Genomic DNA, 24,445 nt, shown 5'->3' with positions numbered 1-24,445 from the left:
CTCACAGGTTTTAAAATCTGTGGGGTTTAAATGTAAAGATTTATCAATAGAATAAAATTTAAATAAGCTCTTCTTCTTTATCTTCTAAAGCTTCTTCTTTTTGATCTTCAAATAGATAACGCTCTTTACTATCATCTAATTCGTCCATCCATTCTGTATGATGCGTTTCGGCCATGGTTCCCGTTACCACACTTTGAAACGTTTTATCTCTGTATGTTAAAATATTATCATCTTTATCTTTTAACCATTCTTTAAACATTTCTGCAACTTTTTCTACATTAAAGTTTGGGTAATTAGACAAAGCCAACAAGTCTTTAATATAAGCTGTTTGAAAGTCTACGTGATCATGACTAGATTTTAGTCTTTCATTATCAATTAACCATTTATTAATGTCTAGGCGTCTTTCTGTTTTTGTTGGTATTTTATAACGATCCATCATAAAATCTCTGGCAACCCAAGCTTGTGCATCAAACATATTAAAGGTGTAGTATTGATCTTGCATTCCTAAATACATTAAATTCGGAATGTCATTAAAGAAAATACCTTTGTATAAATGATCTGGATATAAGTTGTTCTTTGTTTTTAAACGCAATTCGTCTGGTAAAAACGGGAATTTGTGTTGATATCCTGTACACATAATTACGGCGTCAAATCTCTGAGAAGTACCGTCTTTAAAAAAGGCAGTATCTCCTTTAAAATGTTTTAATAAAGGTACTTCTGTAATTCCTTCTGGCCAATTTACACCAATAGGCTTGCTTCTGTAACTTAATGTTACCGATTTTGCGCCATGTTTATGACATTGAACTCCAATATCTTCGGCAGAATAACTACTACCAATAATTAATAAATCTTGATCTTTATAAGGATCTGCGCCTCTAAAATCATGTGCATGCATTACTTGCCCAGTAAATTCTTCTATTCCTTCGAAATAAGGCATATTTGGAGTAGAGAAATGACCAGAAGCCACGACCAAATAATCAAATTCTTCTGAATATGTTTTATCGATTTTTAAATTGTCTAAAACAATTTTAAACTTCTTAGTGTCTTCATTGTAATTTATCCAACGTACAGTTGTGTTGAAACGAATGTAATCTCTAACGTTACTTTTTTTGATGCGCCCTTGAATATAATCAAACAAAACAGGCCTTGGTGGGTATGAAGAAATAGGCTTCTTAAAATGCTCATCAAAAGAATAATCAGAAAATTCTAAACATTCTTTAGGGCCGTTAGACCATAAATATTTGTACATACTTCCATGAGCAGGTTCACCATATTTACCAACGCCTGTTCTCCATGAGAAATTCCACATGCCACCCCAATTGCTTTGTTTTTCAAAACAAACAACTTCTGGCACTTCTAAACCTTGTTTTTTAGCAGCTTCAAAAGCTCTTAATTGTGCTAATCCACTTGGTCCTGCACCAATAATTGCTACGCGTTTTTTACTTATATCCATAATATGTATGCGTTTTTTTAGCTTATGCTAATTTTAAAGAAAATAGCACAAACAATTGTTCATTTATAATTTTAGTATGTAGCTACGTTTTTGTAGCATAGGAAATAACACAAAACCCATTTAGATTGAATTTAAGCAGTATTAAAAATGCTTTTTCTATGGAATGAAGGTTGTTTTTCCAGAAGTTACAAAGATACTGTTTTTATAGGGATTTGACTAATAATAACATCGAATAATACGATAGATACAGCTGTTTTATTGATTGTAAAACAGCTGTATACTGGTATAACTTATCCACGAGGAACTAATTTCGGATTTTTCTTTTTCTCACGGATTAAATAAATTCCGATTAAAATTAAAGCGCCACCAAAAACATACCAAAATGAAAATATCTCACCATCTAAAACACCCCAAATAACAGCAACAATTGGCAATAAGTAACTTGCAGTACTTGCAAAAACGGCAGAGGTATCTTGTATTAATTTAAAATATAATAACATCGCGATGGCAGTACCAAAAAATGTTAAAAACACTAAATAACCGATAGGCTCTGTGTATGCTGGTTTCATCTCAAAATTTTGAACAAGCCCTGTAAAATATAAGATAACCAAGGCAGGAACTGCCCAAATAGAATACACTGCAGCTGTTAATTTTATGGCATTTAAATTCGGAATTCGTTCTTTTATAACTACAGCATTTACACCGTAAGAGGCACCCGCTAAAACAACTAGCATTGTATACCAAAATTTAGAATCTTCTGTATTTCCTTCAGAAAAATAAATTAAACTTGTAGCTCCTAAAAAACCAATAATTGCACCAATTACTTGTGATTTCTTACTTTTAATTCCAAAGAGTAAAAAACCAAAGACCATTACAAAAACAGGAACTAAAGAATCTAAAATACCAGCCAAAGAACTACTTACCTCTGTTTGTGCTATTGGAAATAAAAACATGGGTAAAAAATTACCGAAAAAACCAGCAATTGTAACCCAAATAATTGTTTTTCTAGACATTTTAAATAAAGCAGGAATACCAATAAAAGCGAATAAAAGCCCGGATCCTACAACGCGTATTGCACCTATTTCATATGGTGTAAAAGCCACTAAAGATTTTTTTATCAACATAAATGAGCTTCCCCAAGTTAATGCGATTACAAATAATAAAAACCATTTGTTATTTAAAAATTTCATCATAATTTAAAAGTAGTAAAGCAGCTATTAAAAAATAGCTGCTTTTGTAAAATATTCTAGTGTTTCCTGCTTTAAAACTAAAGATCTTTTAGTTTTAAAGCAAACATTTAATTCTTTCAAATATAAGAAAAATTGAATTCATAAACGCCGTTTTTCTACATATCTAAAGTTTGCTCGCCACCTCCATTAATAAAGATAACTTGCCCACTCGTCCAACTAGAAATTGGTGCTGCAAAATACAATACTGCTCCTGCAATATCTTCTGCTTCACCTAATCTTTTAATTGGTGTATGTTTTAACATTGCTTTTTCTAAATCTGGAGTTAAAACAGTTTTTAAAGCAGCTGTTTTTGTTGCACCAGGCCCTATTGCATTCATTCTAATATTATCAGGTCCAAAATCGTACGCCAAATTTCGGGTCATATGATTAATGGCAGCTTTTGAAGATGCATACGCACTAATTGCAGGACTTTTATTTATAGATGCCATTGAAGACATGTTAATAATACTACCATAACCTGCTTTCTTCATGTGTGGTGCAACCAACTGGCATAATCTCCACATACTAAAAACATTCATATCAAAAACCTTTTTAAATTGTGCTACTTCAATATCATAAGGACTTTCTTTGCCAGCGCCACCGCCACCAACATTGTTTACCAAAATTTCTATACTACCGAATTCTTTAACGGTTTGGTCTACTAAATTTACCAAAGCATCATCTTCTAGAACATTACAATCTATTGCAATAGCTTTTCCTCCCTTATCATTAATTTCTTTGGCTGTTTTTTCTGCTGCTTCTAAATTATAATCTGAAACAACTACTTTAGCTCCATAAGCGGCTAGTATTTCGCAACTTGCTTTTCCTATTCCGTTTGCGCCACCTGTAATAATAGCTGTTTTTCCTTTTAAATCGAAAAATTTTGATGTATCCATATTGTTTTTTTTTTAAATGATGATTTTATGTGATGATTTATGACTGTTTTACATAAATCTTTAAGTTTTTATTGAAAATAATGAACCTTTATGGTTGAATTAAACAGCGTCTTTAAGTTTACGTCAGTTAATCTTACGTCTAAAAATTCACTTTTTTATAAACCGTTTTACCTTCTTTTATCGTTTCTACAACTTTGATGTTTTTAATATCCATTGCTGCTACTTTTAACGGATTTTTATCTAAAATAACAAAATCTGCTAATTTTCCTTCGGATAAAGTTCCTTTTAAATCTTCGTCAAATAACTCATAAGCGGCATTTGTTGTAATGGCTTGAATTGCTTGATAAGGGGATATTCTTTCTGCTTCACCAATAATTTCGCCTGATCTAGAAACACGATTTACGGCTGTCCAAATTGTAAAAATTGGATCGATTGGTGTTACTGTAGCATCTGAATGATTGGTTGGTTTTAAACCTAATTTGATAGCACTTGCCATCGGACTTAAAAAATAAGCTCTTTCTTTCCCTAAATTTTTTACATGAATATCTCCCCAAAAGAAAGCGTGATTTGTAAAAAATGAAGGCTCCATATTATATTTTTTAAATGTTTCTAATTGTTCTGGTCTTGCAAATTGAGCATGAATAATAATGGTTCTTCTGTCTTTATTTAAAGGTTGATCTAAAATTTTACAGGCATTTTCATGCGCTTCAATAATCATATCTACCGTTGCATCGCCATTACAGTGAATAAAAAGTTGATTGTCTTTTTCATACCCTATTACAAATAAATTATTAATGGCTTCTTGCGTTAGACTCGGCAGCCCTCTACAATCGTGATGACAACCAGGAACTTCTGTTAAAAAAGGTTTGCTAAAAAAAGCAGTTTTCCCCTGCGGAGAACCATCTGCAACAATTTTTGTTCCTTGAACTTTGAATCCGTTTTTATAGGTTTTAAAAACAAGTGAAGTATCTTTTAAATTGTTTTCTAATTCAGAATATCCTGCCAATGCAACTAAATCAATTTTAAATTTACCTGCATCTGCTTGCGTTTGAAAAAACTTGATTGATTCTCTACTTGTCATTCCATCTTGGGCAGTTGTAATGCCGTTTGAAGCGTAGTAATCTTGTGTGGTATCAAAGAATTTTGCTTGTTTAGAGTCTAATTTCTCCATCATTAAACGTACAAAAGGGTACATTGCTGTTTCCTGAACCAAACCTGTTGGATCTTGCGTATTTTTAAAACGAACGATGGTTCCTCCATCAGGGTTTTTACTTTCCGAAGAAACTTTTAATTCTGCTAACCCTAAAGTATTTGCAACGCCCATATGACCACTTGTATGCTGTAAATACACTGGATTGTTTGGTAAAACTTTATCAATATCTTTTCTCGTTGGATGACTGTTTTCGACTAATTGACCGTCATCATACCCCCAACCAAAAATCCATTCGCCATCTGCAATGTTATTCTCTTCTTTACATTTTTTTAAAAGCGTTAAAATATCATCAATATTTTTTACAGTTCCAACAGGTTCTGGATTTAAATCTACTTGTCCCATCGTATTAGAAACCATCCCAAAATGACTGTGAGTATCTATAAACCCTGGCAACAATGTTTTTCCTTGTAAATCAATTTTTTTAGCTTTTGAAAATTGAGATTCAGCCTCTTTTTTACTTCCAACAAAAATAATTTTACCATTATTTTCTACTACAGCTTCTGCATAAATTGCATTTTCAGATTCCATGGTAATAATGTCTCCATTAAAAAACAGTTGTCCTGTTTGGTTAACCGATTTGTCTGTGTTTTTACAGCCAAGTAAAATAGATGTAACGAATAACAAGGTTAGTATTCTTTTCATATTTGGTTGGTTTTTAAAAGGTGTATGTTTTTGCTTTGTTATTCTTTTTATCAAATATTATTTGTCCGTTTTTACGCTGCTTTTCATTTATTTTCTCTACCAAAGTCGGGTTTGATGGGTAAGCACCACTTTTATAGACTAGTTTTCTCCAATTCCCTTCGGTTTTTGTTATTAAAATATTCCAATCATTCTCAATGTTTTCATCTATATAAAATGTTTGAGTAGGACTAAATCTATTGATTAGATTAAGATTATTATCTAAAAGTAAAAGTGTGCATCCGTCAGATCCACAAAAATAAGAGGTCATCAATTTTATAAAAATTTCTTCTTTTCCATCATTATTCAAATCTACTTTATAGAATTGAAATTTTCTTTGATTATTATCAATAGCCCTTACATCTGCTGCTGTTAAAAATTTGGTAGTTAAGAAAGTTTTAATTTTTTTGGACATTTCATCATCCGTATTTTGTTTTGAAAAAGGAGTCGTAAATTCTTCTCTAGTATCTGCTTTATTTTTTTTACAAGCATTTATCAATAAACCTATAAAAATTAGAAGCAATAGTATTATATGTTTTTTCATGATTAATTAGTATTTAATGTCATTACAATTCGTTTTTCATGATCCAAGAAATAATTGTCTAAAATTTCATTGCCTACAAAGCCCAAGTCTTTATATATTTTAATTGCAGAAGCATTTGTAGGGTATACGGTTAAGGAGATTTGTGTTGTATGTTGTTCTTTTAAAATCTCAATTAATTTTTTTGTTAATTGTTTTCCAAGTCCTTTTCCTCTCGCATTTTCATGCACACCCAGAGATAAAATCCAACCTTGATTATCTGCTGTTTTAATACCGCCAATTGCGTATCCTAAAATTTCACCATCTTCTTTGGCAGCAATAAAATAATTGCCAGAAATGTCAAATAATTGTCTAATTACAAAAGGCGGATAACTGTCTGTTTTAAATACATGTTTTTCTATTTTTAAAATATCGTTTAAATCTTTTAAAACTACTTTATTAATTGTTGCCATGGCTTAATTTTAAACTACTTTTTAAGGTTAAATAATTTACAACACCAGCAACGATACTGGCAATTGCTCCTATAATAAATAAAGCTGTTATTAATGAAACTTCAACAGTACCAAAATATTTTTGCCATAAAACAGCCAAAGAAGTTACCACACCAAAAGTAAAAAAACCATGTTTAATAGTCAACCAAAATGCGGTAGGGAAGAAAGGTACTTTTTCTTCTTTAATAGTAAAATAGCCAATTATTGTAGTTATTAAAGCCAATGTAATTGCTAGAAAAACGGCTTCACCTAAAACGGTATGTGCTGTATTTGTTATTGAGTCTACAGAAATAGCAATAGGAGCACTCTCTTTTAATAAAAAATATTGAATTCCGACATTTATAATTCCGTTAATAACCCCATTCGTTATGGCACCTTTTATAAGTTTGTCCTTCCTCATTTTTATATATCAATCGTTCCATTCATTATGAATCTCTTCTAATATATCATCATATCTTGCTTTTAACTTGGTAGAAATAGTCTTAGAAGATTTGTGTAATTTTCTTAATTGAAAAGCTAAAAAGATGCTAAACAAGCCAGCAAATAGAAAACTAATAGCAATAAGAATAACAACACTCATGCCTGCAAACACAGGATTCCATATTAATATAAATGAAAATAATGCACCTAAAATACCGAATACTAGTAAAGTACCATAATTTTTATTACCGTAACTTTTAATGTCTAATGCAAAACTAATAGCAGCTATAGATCTAAGCAATACTGTAAAACCGATGTAAAAAGCTAGAATGCTAATAGATAAAGCGGGATGAATTACTAATGAAAAACCAGCTAAGAAAGTAATAATTCCGAATGCCAAAGACCACCCCCAATTTTCTAATTGATGTTTGTTTGCTATAGAAAAAATTATCTCTGAAAGACCACCAAACAAAAATGATAGTGCAAATAAAATAGATAATGTAAGCAAAGAATTTAGGGGTGCTGTAAAAGAAACAATACTAACAATAATAAAGAAAATTCCCACTAGTAAAGGAATATACCAATGTTTAATAGTGTTTTTAATTGTTTTTAGAAATGCTGAGTCCATAATTAATTTGTTTTAAGTTAATCTTAGTTTAATAATGTTATATCTAAAATGGTATCACTTTTAAGTAAAAATTTACAGTCTTTGTATTTTGGTGCTGATAATTTTGGTTTGATATTATTTGAAAAACCATACTTTTCTTTTGGAATGCCAAAGAAATTACGATTGCACACATTGTCGGAATTTACATCATGATACAAAGAAATAGCATATGCTCCTTTTGGTAAATCTCTAATTATGATAGTTTCTGAATTTTCATCAACTTCTATTAAGTAAGCTTTAAATGATTTTCCTTCTTTTAAAAAGCCTTCCTTTTTATTAAATACACCAATTCTTATCTTGCCTTCCATCTTTTCAATATTGGAAATATGAAGCGTTAACTGCGGATTATTAGAAGAGAACATTGTTGTTAAAAGTGCGATGTATAAAAAAATACTATTCATTATTTTGTATTATTAATTAAAGTAATGCTTCATCTGTTTCACATTTTTATTTTTATAGGCTTCATACGGTTCAGATTTTTTTAATAGAAACCATTTAATTGGTTTTTTAAGAACGGATGCAGCAAATTTCTTGATGAATGTTACTTTTTTTGCTTCCATTTTAAAATAATCTTCTAAATTATCTTGTCTAAAATGCACGATGTTTTCTAAGTTATCTCCGTCAGCATAATAACCACAATGAAAATTTTTATCAGCAAAACTATGTTTAGGAAAGTTTAATTTTCCCAACCCAAAAATTGCAAATGAACGCTCTAAAAAATGTTGGTAACTAATTCTACAAGATTCACCACCACCCAAATTAAATACCTGTTTAGATAATTGTTTTTGTTTTTCAATACCGTTTACAAATGCTCTTGCAGTATCTTTTGGAGTTGCTATTTCTAAAGCCGTATTTAAAGGTTGATGAAACATTAATTTAGACATTTTATGATTGCCCATAATAGCTGCAAGTCTAAAGATAGACCAATCTAAATTACTTTCTGAAACACATTTTTCTGCGGTTATTTTTGTTTCTCCATAAGCATCACCATCACTTGGTTGTAATTTATCTGTTACTTTTATATAAGGTTTTTTAATACGATCTCCGTAAACAGAAATGCTAGAACTATACATTAAAAAAGCATTTGGTGAGTGTAATTCTAATTGTCTAATTAAATTTTGAGTGCCTAAAACATTTACATTATAAGCCAACTCTTGTAATTCGTCTGCCAATGGCGGAATAATTGCAGCCAAATGAATTACTACATCTATCCCTTTTATTTGTTCTAAGTCTATATTCTTTGAAATATCACCATAAATTAAATCGATTTTAGATTCAAAAGGTTTTAACTTTTCAAGAGAAAGTTTTGTTTTCTTATCAAAAATAGTAAGATGATAAGATTCTTTTTTAGATAATTGTTTTAAGACTTCAAAGCCAACGGTACCAGAAGCACCAGTAATTAAAATTTTTGTCTTTAACATAAGAGGACTTTTTTCTAGAGAGTTACTAGTCTTTCCTATTTTAGAAATAATTTGTATTAAAAAGAACTACCAAACAGAAATCACTTAAATGGTATTAACCAACCACAATCAACCAATAATATGATTTCCTATATGCGTTTAGTAGTTCTAATTCTTCTTTCTCAATTGATATTATTGCATGTAAACAGCTTCAAAAACAGCTAAAGGAGCTCTTCTACCTGCGTTTAATGATAAAACATCATTATTAATTGTATAATTATCTGTCAATTCAAAAATCTTTAAAAAGTCACTTTCATTCACATCAACATCCGGACACGCCATTAAAGTGGTTGCCATGTTTTTAAAACGGATTCTATTACCGTCTTCTAATGTATAATCTCCAGAAATAGCATTACAACCTGCAAAACCAGTTACTCTATTTTCATCTGTCTTTAAAGTAAAGAAAATTTCACGCTCTTGATTGTCTGCCATTTTAATATCCTTACCTTCTAATGTTTTTAATTTCCAGTATTTCTCAACAATTTGGTTGTTAGAAGTTATTGCTTTTTTAAATGTTGCTAAGGGTGCCATTTTTGCTTTATTTAGTGCTAATTCGCCATTTGTTATAGTAAAATTATCAGCTAATTCAAAAATACTTATAACCTTAGATTCGTTAATTGCTATATCTGGGCACATCATTCTAGTTAACGCTAGTTTAGTAAAAGAAATGCTGTTATTCTCTTCTAACTTATAAGTCCCCATAAAAGTATTACACCCCGAGTTTCCACTAATACGGTTTGTTTTTGAATCTAAGGAGAAATAAATAGCTTGTCCGTTAGCCTGTATATTTTCACCTTCAAATGAATTTAGAATCCATTTTGTGTTTTCTATTGACATTTTTTCTGATGAATTTTTGCTATTTGTTTCTGTAGTTGTTTTCTTACCTAAATTACAACTCATTATTGTTGTTGCTAATAATGAGAATAAAAATATTTTAGTTTTCATAAATAGTTTTTTAATTAATAGTACCGCAAATATATGTTTAGTTCACAACATAACGAACTAGTAATATTTAAAGTATTGTTAAAGTTCTAAGATATCAATATACTCATAAAATATAAGTATTATTTGTCTAACTTTCTAAAGTTAGACATCTTAAGAATGGTTTCTTTAACTAATTGCTCTTTTTGTTCTAAGTAGTTTTGAAATATATTACCGAGAGATTTTTCATTAATATATTTTTCTGGATGGTATTCTTGATTGAATTTATTAATTCTATTAACTATTTTCATTTCATTATCTATACTTTGTAGATAGATTTCTAAAGAGAGTATCGAAGAGTATTTTGCAATCTTAAAATATCTTTTTCTATCTCCAGGTTTTGTTATAAAAGTAATATACCCAAGTTGTATTAATACATTTATATTTACAGATATAGAACTTTTACTGGCTTTTATGGTTTCTTTTACTTCTTCGAAAGTTACACCATCATAAGAGGATAGAATTAATAAAGCATAAATTCTAGACGCTAGGGGAGATAGGCGTAGACGCTCTTCTATATCAAATCCTAATTTTTCTATTAGTTCTAATAACTCTTTATTTTTAGACTTAGACATTTAATATATATATTTAGAATGTAAAAATACACTTAGTTCGTAATTAAACGAACTAATCTGTATTAAAGTTCTCTTAAAAATATTTAGATTCTAAAAAGTGGTTTTCATATTCGCATACTTTTGTATAGTTTGTATATTTGTAAACTAATTTTTAATAGATTATTTTTTGATAAAGAAAAGTACTTTTTTATTACTATTCATAGTAATGAACTCTTTTTGGCTTGCTGCTCAAAATGATACCATTGTAGCTAATAATAACGACATGATTATTGGCGAAATTAAAGGAATGAATAAAGGCATTTTAAAAATAAAAACGGGATATAGTGATAGTGATTTTTCTATAAAATGGAAAGAGATAAAACAATTATACTCTAAAACTAAATTTATAATTTCTACAGATAAAGGTGACCGTTATGAAGGTGAGTTTCGAGTATTAACTAGTAATAAGGTATTTGTTTATGTTATAAATGATACTATTGCTAGCTTAACTTTAAAAGACATTGTTCATTTTAAAACATATAAAACGAAGTTCTGGGATAGAGTTTCGGCGTCTGTTGCTTTAGGTTTTAACTTTACTAAATCTAATAATTTTAGACAATTTAGTTTGAGAAGTAATTTCTTATACGAATCTAAAAACTGGTCTATTCAGACAAGTTATAACGGAATTTCATCGAATCAAAATAACACAGCACCTATTGAAAGAACAGATGCTGCTTTGTCTTATCACTATTTTTTAAAACACGATTGGTTTCCATTGGTAGAAATAAATTGGTTGTCTAACACCGAGCAAGATATTAAGTTAAGAACTGTTTCTAAATTAGGAATCGGAAAATATTTAGCTAGAACAAATAAGTTATATTGGGGTTTACAAGCAGGTATTTCTTATAATAATGAACGTTTTACTTTGAATGATGCCAAGACTCAAAATAGTTTAGAGGGCTTTATTGGTTCCGAATTAAACCTCTATAATGTTGATGATTTAAGTCTTTTGACAAAAATTATTACATATCCAGGAATTTCAGAATCTGGGCGTTTTCGTTTTGACGGAAATGTAGATGTAAAATATGATTTGCCGTTAGATTTTTTTATAAAATTAGGGTTTACTGTAAATTATGACAATAATTCTGTAAATTTAAATAATAAGTATGATTATGTTTTTCAAACCTCTTTTGGTTGGGAGCTGTAAATACTAAATATTAAACTCCATTCCTTCTTTTGCGAGTTGTGAGTTTTTAAATTTACTTTTACATTCTTTTTCAATAGCAGATAAAAAGGTGTCATCGTGTGAAGGATCATGATGTGTGAGTACAAGGTTTTTAACGTTTGCTAATGCTGCAGTTTCTATTGCTTGGTTAAAACTACTATGTCCCCAACCTTCATAAAGTGCTAGTTCTTCATCCGTGTATTGTGCATCATGAATTAATAAGTCTGCATTTTTACAGAAATCAACAACATCTTTGTCAATCTCTTTGCCATGTTCTAAGTCTGTAGATATAACAATAGATTTTCCACCAGCTTCTAATTTATAACTAAAAGCACCACCTGGGTGATTGTGTTCTCTAAAACTGAAGGTAACCAAACCATCTTCACTTAATAAAGCTTCTGCATCTTTATAGTTTATAAATTGTAAATCGGAGCCCATATTTTCTAATTGAACGGGAAAAAACTCCTTTTGCATTTGTAGCGCAAAAAGATCTTCAACATCCTTAATTTTAAGATTTTTCTTCGGATATACAACTCCAATTTTCTGATTTGGATTATACAAAGGTGAGAAAAAAGGAAAGCCTTGAATATGGTCCCAATGGAGATGCGTAAAAATTAATAGGATAAAATCTGCTTTTGGTATACTACCTGTTTCAATATCATTTGCAAGCTGTCTTATTCCTGTACCTGCATCAAAAATAACCATCAATTTACTGTGATTATTAATTAATAAATCAATGTAAATACAGGTTGTATTCCCTCCATATTTTTGAAAATCTGATTCACAAACCGGAGTAGAACCTCTTCCGCCATATAGTTTTACATTCCAAACTGCTTTCTCCATTTTCTCTAGTTTTCTACTAATTTATAACTTTTTAGAGAATTGATGAACAATAAATATTAATAGTGACAAGATTATTCCCAAAGTAGAAACACCAGTCCATTTAAAATGCTGCCACATCATTGCACCTAAAGTTGTGCCGAGTGCACCACCAATAAAAAAACCAACCATATAAATAGTATTTACTCTATTTCTAGCTTCTTCATTTCTAGAGAAAATGATATTTTGATTGGTTACATGTAGGGCTTGTAAACCTAAATCTACCAAAACAACACCAATTGCGATACCTATTAAAGAGTTTTCAGACACTAGAAATATAATCCAAGAAATGACTAATAAAATGGCGGAAAAAGCAATAATCTTATTCTTACCAACTGTGTTATTTAGTTTTCCAACAATGGTTGCTCCCAAAGCTCCAACAATACCAAATAAGCCAAAAGCACCAGTGACACTACTTCCGTAGTTAAAGTTTTCTTCCATTAAAAAAACTAGGGTTGTCCAAAAAGCGCTTAAACCGGCAAAAGCCAAAGCACCTCTTAAAGTAGCCAATCTTAGTGAAGGTTCTTTTTTGAAGTAGTACCAAAGAGATTGCATTAAGCTAGCGTAACTTCCTTTATAGTTAGGAGATAGTTTAGGTAATTTTAGCATTAGAATCAAAAATAAAAAAAACATAATTGCTGATGCGGAAAAATACATAACACGCCAACCATAAATTTCACCAACAAAACCACTAATAATTCTACTACCTAAAATTCCAATTAATAAACCACTCATTACAACGCCAATTGCACGACCTCTATTCTTAGCATCGCTTAATTGAGCAGCCATTGGTACAAATAGTTGGGGAATAGCAGAAGTAAAACCAACAAAAAAACTACTAAGAATTAATAGGAATAAGGAGTTTGAAAAAGCTGTGGCAATTAAGGCAGTAATCATTAATAGAAAATCATATTTTAATATTTTATGATTAGATATTTTGTCTCCTAAAGGAATAATAAATAATAAACCTAGTGCATATCCTAACTGTGTAAATAAAGCAACATTACTAACCGCAGATTCAGAGACGTTAAATTCAACAGAAATAAGGTGTAAAAGCGGTTGACTGTAATATAAATTTGCGACAACTAAACCAGCAGTAATACTCATTAAATACAATACTGAATTAGATAATGGTTGTTTCATTTTTAACGTCCTTTTTAAGTTGAATTGCCAAAAGTAGATAATGTCTTAAGAAGATAAAAATAATTTAACCTTCTACTTTAAAAACTAATTTTAAAAGAAGTGAAAATAGTTCTTTTTTACATGATTTAGTATTTTATATACAGGCGAAACGGTATGTATTAACCAAAAAAAATAGGCAACGTTTTTTTTGTTACCTATTTTTAAATGCTGATAAAAAAAAATCTAGATTTTCATTATTTTTAGCGCGTGATTTAATCCCTCTAGTTTTATAAAATAAACCCCTTTTTGTAAATTTTTTATAGAGAAAGTAGCAGATTTATTGAAATTACCTTTAAATTCTTTTACTTTTTTACCAGTAATATCAAATATTTTTAAATGGTTAGTTTCCTTATTTATTTTAAATGAATTTTCTGTCGGATTAGGGTAGGTAACTATTTTATCGATTGTATTAAAAAGAACATCAGTAGAAAGTGTTGCTGCGTTATTACCATACACTTTAAATTCTCCTGGTGCTAGATTAATAAATGAATTTGTATTATTGACAATTATTTCGGCATTATTTTCTAATAGATCATACCAAGTTCCTGTTTCCTGAAAGCTAGGAATTATATTCTGAGTTGTGAGTCCAAAATTACCAATAATGGTTACATATTGTATTTCTGATGAAGAAGTATGAGTCAAATGAATTTTATTTAACCCGTTTGAGTTCCCAACATCCATAGTGAAATCTGATGTTTCAAAAATATCATACTGTAGTTTTAGTTGAATCAATTTAGCCCAAGTTTCTTTTACTTTTCTTCTCTTTTCATCTGCTAAATAGTTCCATAAAATAGGTTTGTTACCAATTCTACCATTTTGATCTATAGAAATATCATACCCTAATTCGTCAAATTGCCAAATCATTTTAGGACCAGGAACAGTAAAGTAAAAAGCGCCTGCTAATTCCATTCTTTCTAAAGCCGTATCTATGTTTTTTACGCTGTAGGTTCCATTAGAGTTACCGAATTGAAGGTTTTTATACATCAATCGCTCTTCATCATGACTTTGCATGTAGCTAACATTTGCAGGAACAGACCAACCTCTGTTTTTATAAGAAATCCAAGAAAAATCTGCATCGCTGCCAAAGCCCATTGTTGCTTGGTTGTATTGATGATTGTGGTTTCCCCAAACCATAATTCCTTTTCCTTCATTCAATCTATAATTTACCCATTGAGTTTCTTCATTATTACTACCTAAATGTTCGAAAATAATATAGAAATTAGGGTCGATTGCCCATTGATTGTCTGCGTATGCTTTTAAAATATCAACTCTATCTTGCTGATATGCATTTGTACAAGCTTCTCCTGAAGCACAATTTTGTGTGAAGCCTTTTGTTAAATCCCATCTAAATCCGTCAATTTTATATTCCTCAATCCAATATTGAGAAACCCTTTTTACATAGTCTTTTACAGCTTGTTTAGAGTGATTGTAATCATTAAAAACACTGTAAGAATGCGTTGCTGTTTGATTAAAAAACGGACTATCTGCACTTGCTTGACCTCCGTAACCACCATTGTCTGAATTCCACATTCTATAATATGGATTTTGGCCACTTGCATGATTAAAAGCAACGTCTAAAATAACAGCAATTCCTCTTCTATGGCACTCATCAATAAACTGTTTAAAAGAGGTAGCATTGCCGTAATACTTATCTAAAGCCATGTGAAACGAAGGATTATACCCCCAAGATTCATTCCCATCAAATTCCATTACTGGCATTAACTCTATGGCATTTATACCTAACTCTTCTAAATAATCTAACCTTGCTTTTACAGCATCATAACTATGTAGCGCATCAAAATCTCTAATTAAAAGCTCATAAATAACCAAGTCTGTTTTTGCTGGTTTTTGAAAATTTGTTGTTTGCCAATTATAAGCTGCATCACCAGTTCTTAATAAAGTTACTGCGTGGTTTGTTTTTCCAGAGGGATAACTTGGTAAATTCGGGTATGTTGTAGCATCTATATACTGATCATTAGATTCTGTTAGAATAATAGTAGAGTATGGGTCTGCAACTCTTAAATCTGCATTAATAATATACTGATAAGCGTAATCTGTTTGTGCTGTTAAACCAGTAAGTTCTATCCAAAAACGATTTTCAACTGGGTCTTTTTTTAGTAGATAGGTGTCATTTATTTCCCAATTATTAAAGCTTCCAATAAGATGAATAAAATCTTTTCCGGGTGCATAAAATACCAAAGTGGCTTTTGTGTTATCTGACGGATTTAAGTTAATTCCATCTTTCATTCCTGAAGGAATTGAAGCTTGAGTAACCGTGGGTCTTACAATTGCATTAAATGTTGTGCTTTTAGTTTCTCCGTTATTTGTAGCTTCTAAAGTATAATTTGTGTTTTCTGTAACAGTAGGAGAGAAGCTATATGTTGTAATATTTGTTTTTTGGTCAATAACAGTTCCATTTGCGATTAAAGTAAAATTTGCTGTTAGTGATGTTGAAGCGCTTATTGATACTGTTTCACCTGAGTTTAAAACTGTTGTTGTCGTAGAGGGAGTGTTTAATGTTAATTGAAAAGAACCAACATTAAATATAAAATCGGCACAACCATTCCCTTTCATTTCTTTTGAGCCAGCAGCGTTTCTAAAAACCAACCCTATTTTTGTAACATTAGTAGCTTGTGCGTCTGTTAAAGAATAATATGTCTTTGGTATTAAAGTAATTTCCCAACGATTATTAGATGTATTTAATATCATTTCCCCAATGCCATCGTCTTGTCCCCAATTACCAACTACACTGGTGCCAAAAGCATTTGTGTCAGTTCCAACACCAGAATGCAGGTATACTTTTGTAGGATTATTTAGCCCGTTACAATCTGTAGCTGTACTGTTGGCATCTAAACTTATAGTAATTGATTGTGTTACTTCAAAAGAACTTGGAGTAATAGTAACTTGACTAAATCCGAAAGAGGTTATGAGTAATAATAGAAAAGTAATTTTTTTCATAAAAGATATTTTTAAAAAACAAAGGCCACCTAAGAAAGGCAGCCTTTGTATAAATTAATAAGATTACTGAATAGTTATAGTTCCTTTATTATAATCTACCGTAATTTTATAAGTACCATCTCCTGGAGATTTTACATTGTTTTCATTATCTCTAGTTAGCATTCTAGAATATACTTTGCTTTCTCCCCAGTCATTGTCCCAAGAACCTTGCACAGGTAAAAATTTAAATTCATCAGAAGCTGTTAAAGTTAGAGTTAGTTCAAATAAACCTTCAGAGATTTTTGTAAAAGCAGGTGCTGTTGTATTGTCCCAACCATTAGGAGAACCAACCAAATGTAAATCTGTAGGAACTTCTGTAAGGTTAAAAGACAATGTGTTAAAATCTAATGAAACCATAAAAGTACCAGTAGCATCTATTTTGATGTTTTGCTCATCATCTTGCTCTAATCTATTAGGAGTTGTTTTATTCTCACCCCAATCTCCGTCCCAAGAACCAGAATTAGGTAAGATTTTAAACTCTTCACCTTGAGTAAACGTTTGCACTTTTATAAACACTCCATTTCCTGATGTAAAGAATTGTTGAGTTTCGTCAGCATTATTCCAACCATTATGAGCACCAACCATAAACATAGTGTCTATGTTTTGTAACTTAAAACTTAAGGTATTAAAATCTACTATTACAACATAATTCCCTGTAGTAGCTATTTTGATGTTTTGTTCATCATCTTGTACTATTTTACCAGGATTATTTTTGTCTTCACCATAATCTCCATCCCAAGCACCAGAAGTAGGAATCATTTTAAATTCTTCTCCAGCAGTAAAAGCTTGTACTTTTGCAAATACACCATTACCGTCATTAAAAAACTGTTGCGTTGCATCTGCATTATTCCATCCATTATGAGCACCTACCATGAATAAATTATCTGGTATTGCTGCTTTAAATGCGGTTAATGAAATTGTAATAGGATCTGAAGTTCTAGTTAAATCACCCGATGCAGATTTCGCAATTGCTTTGATTCTAAAATCTAAGTTTGAAGCAATAGTTGCTTTTGCTCCACTAGCAATTACCAAGTCATTTAAATTATCATGAGAAATTTCAAATGTAGTAGTGGTAGCTGTTCCAATATTTGTTGGAGAAGCAAAATCGGTTCCTTCAACGGCCATCTCTACTTCGTAAGTTATACTAACGCTACTTGTTGCTCCAATTTCAGGGTCATTCCAAGAGATTGTTAACGCAGTATCATCTGGATTAACATCAGACAATACTTGTGAGAAAGAAGTATCTGGACTTGTAATTACAGGAGGTTTTACAGCAAATTTAGACACTTGAAATAAAACAACATTAGAAATTGAACTTCCTGTATTTAACCTTACATAAATAGCTGTAGCTGAATAAGATTTTACTGAAGCATTGTCTAATTTTTGGTTCAACTCTCCAACTGTCATTGTAAAGTTCTTTTTATCTGTGTTTCCTAATTGAATAGGAGCAGCAAAAGTATCTTCTACAGACATTTCTACGGCGTAGGTTGCAGATGCATTAATTTCATCAATCCAAGTAATTGTAAATGCAGGATTGTCTGGTAAAGCAAAGTTTAAAAACACATTACTAATTCCTGGTGCAATTAATTTAAATTCAGGATCTGGACTAGTTATTGTTAAGCTTTCTTCGGTATCACAAGCACCAAATAATAGTATTAGTGACAAGAATAAGAAGCTTACTCTTTTTAAATAAATTTTCATATTTTATCTATTATAAGTTAAACTGATATTATAAATTTAAAGGGATTAAGATATAACGACCTGTTAAGTCATTAAACCAAACATCATAATCATCTTCTACAATTACTGGAATTGCACCACCGCCATCGGTTGCCACACCAGTAAAAGAAGTTGAACTTCCCCAATTAGCACTAGTATCTGTTACAAACTCTAGGTTACCTGGTGTTAAATGGATTGCAGTAGCAAACCAAATATGACCATCAAAAGCTAAAGGAGTCATTGCCACATTTGCAGTACTAGATCCTTGTATTTCTAATGATGTTGGACTTGTAATACCAGCGGTATCAAAAGTTTTAATAGAAAACTTTTTAGAAGCAAAGTTTATTTTAAATGTATAAAAACCGGCAGCATTTACACCAAATCTTCCTGGATCTGCTTCTTGTGTTCCTGGATTCCCAGCGATGTCACCTTCCGTTTCTATTGGGTCTTCGTTGTCTGGGTATGTTGTTCCCCATTGGTCTGACCAAGATCCTTTATTTTCAATTACTTTAAAACGACCTTCACCATCATCTGCAGTAGCTTTTTCAAAATAACCTGTATAGTAAAAAGTATTACTATCTGTTTCGTCTCTAAATAAAGCGGGGTTATTTCCTGTTTCAAAATTATCCCAACCAGGGGCTGTTGCATTCCCAATGATATAATAATCTTTAAAAGTGTAATTAAAGTAAGGGTACACACTAAATTGAATGGTGTTAGAGGCAGCAGTTGTATTATTTTGTGTTCCTAAAGAAGCAACAATTCTGATATAAATGTCTGACCAATTAAAAGGATTTACTCCTGCGTTACCAGCAGCTGCATTTACTTCACTAATAGATAACGTAACCGAAGTTTGACCTGTAATAGTTGAAGCAGTTATAGGGGCTGTAAAAGTATCATCTTTAGAAAATTGAATGGCATAATTTACAGCAGCTTGAATACCGTAATTTGCTTCATCCCAGTTTAATGTTAAAGCTGGGTTTGAAGTATTTACAGCGTCTAGTTCTAATTTCGCAAAATTTAATTCTGCTAAAACAGGGGCTATTGGTTCTGATATTGTGAATGTATCAGAAGTGTCATTGCAAGATTGGAAGCATAAAAGTACTAGTCCAATGATACTAACTGCTGAAAATCTTTTTATGTTTTTCATCATTTGTAATTTATTTTTTAAATTAATAACCAACATTTTGAGTTAAATTAGGGTTAGAAGCTAAACTTGCAGAGGGTATTGGGTACAATTTCATGTGTGCAGGCAAAGAAATACCGTTGCTACCATTTCCTTTCCAAGCCCAATTATAATTACCTCCTGTAAATAGATTGTAACGAATTAAATCTTGTCTTCTATGAGCTTCCCAATGTAACTCTCTTGCTCTTTCATCAATAATAAAATCTAAAGTGATGTCTGCAGCAGTGAAGTTATCTTGAGGATTGTTCGCTCTAGTTCTTAAGCTATTAATATAAGTTTCCATGTCTGCATTAGAACCACCAGAACCACCTCTTAAATGTGCTTCAGCATACATTAAATATACATCTCCCAATCTAAATAAAGGAAAATCTGTATCTACAAAAGTTTGATCAGCACCAAATGTACCTGTTGAGGTTGCATTCGAATATTTCTCGATGATATACCCTTGGTCTTTATCAGAAATATCTGTAATATTAATATCTCTGGTTCCAGAAATGATTGTATTTCTAGAATCTCCAGAATAGATGCCGCCATCAAATAATTGAGCAAATTGTTTTCTAACTCTTATAGCGCCTCCCCAGCCAGCAGCACCAACACCTAAAGCTTCACCGTTAGCTTCTAAACTGCCAATTTCACCATTTATCATAACAGTTGTTGGGCCGTAACTTTGTGTAATTAAACCATCTGAAATTAAAGGAAATATGATTTCGTTATTTGCAGAATTTGTATTGTTGTCTGCCATAAATAGATGTGCATAATTGGTTGCTAATGAATAACCACCTCCAATAATTTTTTTACAGTTATCGATAGCTTCAGTGTATTTAGCTTCGCCAATATAAACTTCTGCATTTAAGTACATTTTTGCTAAAATCATCCAAGAAACAGCTTTGTCTGCTCTACCGTGTTGATTGGTTTTCGGAGCCATTAAATCTCCTTCAATTGCTAATAATTCGCTTTCTATGAAAGTAAATAATTCCGCTCTTCCAACTTGTGGGGGATTGAAACCAGCAATTGGGTCTGTTTCTAAAACCATAGGTGCTTTCCCATATAAATCCATAATATGATAGTAAGATAAAGCTCTTAATAATCTTGCCTCTGCTCTAAATGTTACAATTTCTGCTCTTGTAGCAGTTGTTACATTTCTTGCATCTAATTTTTCTGTAGTTGTTTCACGTAAAAAATTGTTTGCAAATGCTACTGAAACCATCGCTCTACTAAACATTCCTAATATAACTGGGTTTTGAGCCGTCCAAATATTACGTTGTATTTCTCTAGTACCAGGATCATTTTCATAAGACCAAATCATTTGATCTGCAGAAAGTGTTTGTAGGTACAGTAATGTTCTACCATATTGACTAGTACCTGCATCTAATCCTTGAATATTTGAACTTCCTGGTCCATCAACTCCTGTTAAAGATAGGTTAGCGTAAGCTCCTGCTAAAACGTCTAAATAAGCATTTTCATCTTCAAACAGTGCATCACTTAAAACAGTTTGATCATCTTCTGGTACAATGTCTAAATCTTTTGTACAAGAAGTAACTATTGATGTTAACAAAACAACAACGAATAGATTTTTGATTGTTTTTATATATTTTTTCATCTTGTTTTATATTAAAATTTAATATTAGCTCCAACTAAGAAGTTTCTAGATCTTGGATAAATTAAATTATCAATCCCGTTAAATACTTCTGGATCTAAACCAGAGTAGTTTGTCCAAGTAAATACGTTTTGAACACCCGCCCATATTCTTATATTACTGTAAGAAAATTTCTTAATAGGGTTGTTAAAGGTGTATCCTAATGTAACATTGTCCATTCTTAAATAAGAAGCATTTTCTATATAGATATCAGAATTAATAACATCTGAAGTTCTTAAGAAGTTTGTATTTAAAACAGCAGTTGGTATGTTTCCTAAAACAGCATTATCTTGTAATAACTCGTATTGAGCTCTAGAAGAGTTTACATTGTTATAAACATAATTACCAAGACTTGCTCTTAAGTTAAAAGCCAAATCGAAATCTTTGTAATTAAAGCTAGATTGGAAACCTAAAGTAATATCTGCATTCGGATTTTCCTTTAAATAACGATCATCATCATTTATAATATTATCACCATTTAAATCTGCATAACCACCTTCAATTGGTTCACCAGCTGCGTTGTATAATTGTTTGTATACATGAAAAGAATTAGGCGCAAAACCTTCTCTTAATAGTTGAATTGTATTTCCTGTACCACCAGAAGTTCCACCAGTTCTTACATCTTGATTGTTTGCAAGTTCTGTGATTTCTCTGTCTAAATAAGTAGCATTAAAGGTAAAGTTCCAATTATAGTCTTCACTTTTAAGAATATCTCCATTTAAGGTAAATTCTAAACCGTTAATTTGTAGTTGTCCAATATTCTGAATTGCGCTGTTTCCAAAGTTTGTTCCATCGGCTAAAGCAGCATTAAATAATAAATCATCAGATATTTTTCTAAAAGCACTTACAGAACCGCTAAACCTATCGTCAAATAAACCATAGTCTACACCAAACTCAATAGTAGTTGTTTGTTCCCATTTTAAATCTGGGTTTACAACCGAAGGAATTGTTGACTGTACTGCGTTGTTGCCAAATAAGTATCTAGAGTTTTCATTACCAAAACGATATCTATCTAAATACAAGTCATTAACCCCAGGTAGATTTTGTTGCCCAGTTAAACCGTAACTAGCTCTTAATTTTAGGTTAGAAACTATTTTAGAATTTTTTAAGAAATCTTCATCACTAATATTCCAAGCAACTGCAGCCCCACCAAAGTTACCCCATCTATTGTTTTCACTAAAACGAGAAGTACCATCTCTTCTAAAGTTAAGCGTTAACAAATACTTTTTAAGATATGAGAATTTAGCTCTACCAAAGAAACCAATATTTACCACATCAGGGTCTGCAAATGTTGTTGCAAATGAATCTGCATCTCTTATGTTCCCTGTATTACCTCCAAAATTTTTAAAGCGTTGGTAAGAATAACCAGCTGTTAAATCTAATTTAAGATCTTCTAATACTTTTACATAATTAAAGTAACTATCAAATAATTCGTTAGATCTTTCTTGAGTTCCGCTAGATTCTGAACCAGCAAATTGCTTTATTAAATCTGCATTACCTATTTGAAATCTATTTAAATTTTCTGTAGAACCTTTTGTTTTATCAAAGCCAATATTTACAACGGCTCTTAATTCTGGTAAAAAATGAAACTGATAATCGAAGTTTAAATTTCCGTATTGTCTAAAGTTGAAACCAGTGTTATTTGCTAACAATAAAGAGGCTACTGGGTTTTGTGTTCCGTTAGAAACTACATTTCCATTTCTGTGCTGAAAATACCCAGCAAAAGGAGAACTAGCATCGTATACGGGTTGCGTAGGGTCATAACGCAATGCTGCACCAATTTGTCCAGAATCACCAAAACGACTGTCTTCAAAAGCCCTGTTGTAGTTTAAATTTATTTTCAAATGATCTTGAAATAAAGACGGGTTCATAGAAAGAGAAATTGTTTTTCTATCAAATTGAGAAGTCAAAACCGCTCCTTCTTGATTTGCAAAACCTAAAGATAACCTTGTTGGTATTGCACCAAATATTTCTCCTTTAGCAGTTAAGTTGTACAAAGAAGATACTGTAGAACGTAAAATTTGATCTTGCCAGTTGGTGTTGGCACTTCCTAATAAACCAACATCACTAGGTCTTCTTTGCGTAATTAAATTTCTAAATTCATCGGCAGAAAAAACATTTACTCTGTCTAATACTTCACCAAAAGTATATTGCATGTCTAAATCTAAAGTATATTCTTTTCTACCCTTCTTAGTCGTTATAATAATAACACCGTTAGAAGCTCTAGAACCGTAAATAGCCGTTGCAGAAGCATCTTTTAAAACCGAAAAAGATTCGATATCACTTGGGTTAATACTAGCCAATACACCTCTAGATCCTGCAACTCCGTTTTCTTCAATAGGTAAACCATCAATAATAATTAATGGGTTGTTAGAAGCTCCAATAGAAGAGCCACCACGAATTGTAATTTGAGACCCAGAACCTGGCGCACCACTTGTAGTAACATTAACACCAGAAACTCTTCCGCTTAATAAGTTTTCGGGTGTTACGATATTTCCTTTTGTAAAATCTTTTGCCGTAATAGATTCAACAGAGCCTGTTGCATCTTTTACGGTTGTTGTACCGTAACCTACTATAACTATTTCATTTAGTTGTTCTGTAGATTGGTCTAACGAAACGGTTAAGTTATAGTTAGTACCAATTACAATTTCTTTATCTGCATACCCTAAGTATCTAAATACAAGAATATCTGCTGTTTTTACTTTATCAATAGAGAAGTTTCCATTAAAGTCGGTTTCAGCTCCTCTTGTTGTGCCTTTAACCACTACACTAACACCAGGTAAAGGTTCGCCTGTTGTTTTTTCTTTTACAACCCCTTTTACTGTTTGTTGTGCAAACATTGTAAATGATGAGGTTAAAAGAATTCCTATTAAGAATAATTTAAATTTTTTCATGTATAATTTGTTAAATAATAACTGTAAATTTGGATTTGGACTTAACAATAAATTTACATTCCACTTTGTAAATATATATATAAGGGATACATTTCCAATATGATAAAAACTACGAAATCGGTTTCGTGTTGACAACTTTTTTATTTA

At 31.3% G+C, this 24,445-nt stretch carries 20 protein-coding genes; 1 reads left to right on the top strand and 19 read right to left on the bottom strand.

What is annotated here, in order from left to right; genetic code table 11:
• Positions 1 to 58: 58 nt before the first annotated feature.
• The 12 genes from ES045_RS11470 to ES045_RS11415 form a co-directional block, all read right to left on the bottom strand.
• Positions 59 to 1,453: a flavin-containing monooxygenase gene (locus ES045_RS11470; RefSeq protein WP_223267242.1), complete on the bottom strand. Its 1,395-nt coding sequence runs from the start codon at positions 1,451 to 1,453 to the stop codon at positions 59 to 61.
• 290 nt (positions 1,454 to 1,743) lie between these two features.
• Positions 1,744 to 2,646 (bottom strand): DMT family transporter, encoded by a 903-nt coding sequence (locus tag ES045_RS11465; protein WP_147116427.1) that lies wholly within the window; start codon positions 2,644 to 2,646, stop codon positions 1,744 to 1,746.
• 152 nt (positions 2,647 to 2,798) lie between these two features.
• The gene (locus tag ES045_RS11460; protein ID WP_147116426.1) at positions 2,799 to 3,578 is read right to left on the bottom strand and encodes a glucose 1-dehydrogenase; all 780 of its coding nucleotides are present in this window, start codon (positions 3,576 to 3,578) and stop codon (positions 2,799 to 2,801) included.
• 139 nt (positions 3,579 to 3,717) lie between these two features.
• Positions 3,718 to 5,433: an amidohydrolase gene (locus ES045_RS11455; protein ID WP_147116425.1), complete on the bottom strand. Its 1,716-nt coding sequence runs from the start codon at positions 5,431 to 5,433 to the stop codon at positions 3,718 to 3,720.
• A gap of 13 nt (positions 5,434 to 5,446) precedes the next feature.
• Complete coding sequence (locus tag ES045_RS11450; protein ID WP_147116424.1) at positions 5,447 to 6,013, bottom strand: hypothetical protein; 567 nt, start codon at positions 6,011 to 6,013, stop codon at positions 5,447 to 5,449.
• Between the two features lie 2 nt (positions 6,014 to 6,015).
• Positions 6,016 to 6,462, bottom strand: coding sequence for a GNAT family N-acetyltransferase (locus tag ES045_RS11445; RefSeq protein ID WP_147116423.1), 447 nt, complete (start codon positions 6,460 to 6,462; stop codon positions 6,016 to 6,018).
• Entirely contained in the window at positions 6,449 to 6,901 is a 453-nt protein-coding gene (locus ES045_RS11440) for a hypothetical protein (protein ID WP_147116422.1), read from the bottom strand. The genes ES045_RS11445 and ES045_RS11440 overlap by 14 nt, the downstream gene beginning before the upstream one ends.
• A 9-nt stretch (positions 6,902 to 6,910) precedes the next feature.
• Positions 6,911 to 7,549, bottom strand: coding sequence for an HdeD family acid-resistance protein (locus tag ES045_RS11435; RefSeq protein ID WP_147116421.1), 639 nt, complete (start codon positions 7,547 to 7,549; stop codon positions 6,911 to 6,913).
• Positions 7,550 to 7,572: 23 nt separating this feature from the next.
• Complete coding sequence (locus ES045_RS11430) at positions 7,573 to 7,989, bottom strand: DUF2141 domain-containing protein (RefSeq protein WP_147116420.1); 417 nt, start codon at positions 7,987 to 7,989, stop codon at positions 7,573 to 7,575.
• Positions 7,990 to 8,001: 12 nt separating this feature from the next.
• Complete coding sequence (locus ES045_RS11425; RefSeq protein ID WP_147116419.1) at positions 8,002 to 9,009, bottom strand: NAD-dependent epimerase/dehydratase family protein; 1,008 nt, start codon at positions 9,007 to 9,009, stop codon at positions 8,002 to 8,004.
• A 171-nt stretch (positions 9,010 to 9,180) separates the two neighbouring features.
• Entirely contained in the window at positions 9,181 to 9,993 is an 813-nt protein-coding gene (locus ES045_RS11420) for an META domain-containing protein (RefSeq protein ID WP_147116418.1), read from the bottom strand.
• A gap of 119 nt (positions 9,994 to 10,112) precedes the next feature.
• Entirely contained in the window at positions 10,113 to 10,604 is a 492-nt protein-coding gene (locus tag ES045_RS11415) for a GbsR/MarR family transcriptional regulator (RefSeq protein ID WP_147116417.1), read from the bottom strand.
• 205 nt (positions 10,605 to 10,809) lie between these two features.
• Here ES045_RS11415 and ES045_RS11410 point away from each other — a divergent pair, with 205 nt between their 5' ends.
• Positions 10,810 to 11,790, top strand: coding sequence for a DUF481 domain-containing protein (locus ES045_RS11410; protein ID WP_147116416.1), 981 nt, complete (start codon positions 10,810 to 10,812; stop codon positions 11,788 to 11,790).
• A gap of 3 nt (positions 11,791 to 11,793) precedes the next feature.
• On the opposite strand, the gene ES045_RS11405 is transcribed toward ES045_RS11410, so the two are convergent.
• The 7 genes from ES045_RS11405 to ES045_RS11375 form a co-directional block, all read right to left on the bottom strand.
• Entirely contained in the window at positions 11,794 to 12,651 is an 858-nt protein-coding gene (locus ES045_RS11405) for an MBL fold metallo-hydrolase (protein WP_147116415.1), read from the bottom strand.
• A gap of 21 nt (positions 12,652 to 12,672) precedes the next feature.
• Entirely contained in the window at positions 12,673 to 13,830 is a 1,158-nt protein-coding gene (locus ES045_RS11400) for an MFS transporter (RefSeq protein WP_147116414.1), read from the bottom strand.
• A 222-nt stretch (positions 13,831 to 14,052) separates the two neighbouring features.
• The gene (locus ES045_RS11395) at positions 14,053 to 16,827 is read right to left on the bottom strand and encodes an alpha-amylase family glycosyl hydrolase (RefSeq protein ID WP_147116413.1); all 2,775 of its coding nucleotides are present in this window, start codon (positions 16,825 to 16,827) and stop codon (positions 14,053 to 14,055) included.
• Positions 16,828 to 16,890: 63 nt separating this feature from the next.
• Positions 16,891 to 18,567 carry a SusE domain-containing protein gene (locus ES045_RS11390; protein WP_147116412.1) on the bottom strand — a complete coding sequence of 559 codons (1,677 nt, stop codon included), beginning with the start codon at positions 18,565 to 18,567 and terminating at the stop codon, positions 16,891 to 16,893.
• A 28-nt stretch (positions 18,568 to 18,595) separates the two neighbouring features.
• A complete protein-coding gene (locus tag ES045_RS11385; protein ID WP_147116411.1) occupies positions 18,596 to 19,735 on the bottom strand; it encodes a SusE domain-containing protein in 1,140 nt (379 codons plus the stop codon).
• A gap of 19 nt (positions 19,736 to 19,754) precedes the next feature.
• Positions 19,755 to 21,368 carry a RagB/SusD family nutrient uptake outer membrane protein gene (locus ES045_RS11380; RefSeq protein WP_147116410.1) on the bottom strand — a complete coding sequence of 538 codons (1,614 nt, stop codon included), beginning with the start codon at positions 21,366 to 21,368 and terminating at the stop codon, positions 19,755 to 19,757.
• An 11-nt stretch (positions 21,369 to 21,379) separates the two neighbouring features.
• Positions 21,380 to 24,298: a SusC/RagA family TonB-linked outer membrane protein gene (locus ES045_RS11375; protein WP_147116409.1), complete on the bottom strand. Its 2,919-nt coding sequence runs from the start codon at positions 24,296 to 24,298 to the stop codon at positions 21,380 to 21,382.
• Positions 24,299 to 24,445 lie beyond the last annotated feature (147 nt).

Source organism: Polaribacter sp. IC073 (assembly GCF_007997075.1).
Taxonomy (GTDB): domain Bacteria; phylum Bacteroidota; class Bacteroidia; order Flavobacteriales; family Flavobacteriaceae; genus Polaribacter.
The sequence above is the reverse complement of the archived record's forward strand: the minus strand, read 5'-3'. Positions and strand labels throughout refer to the sequence as shown.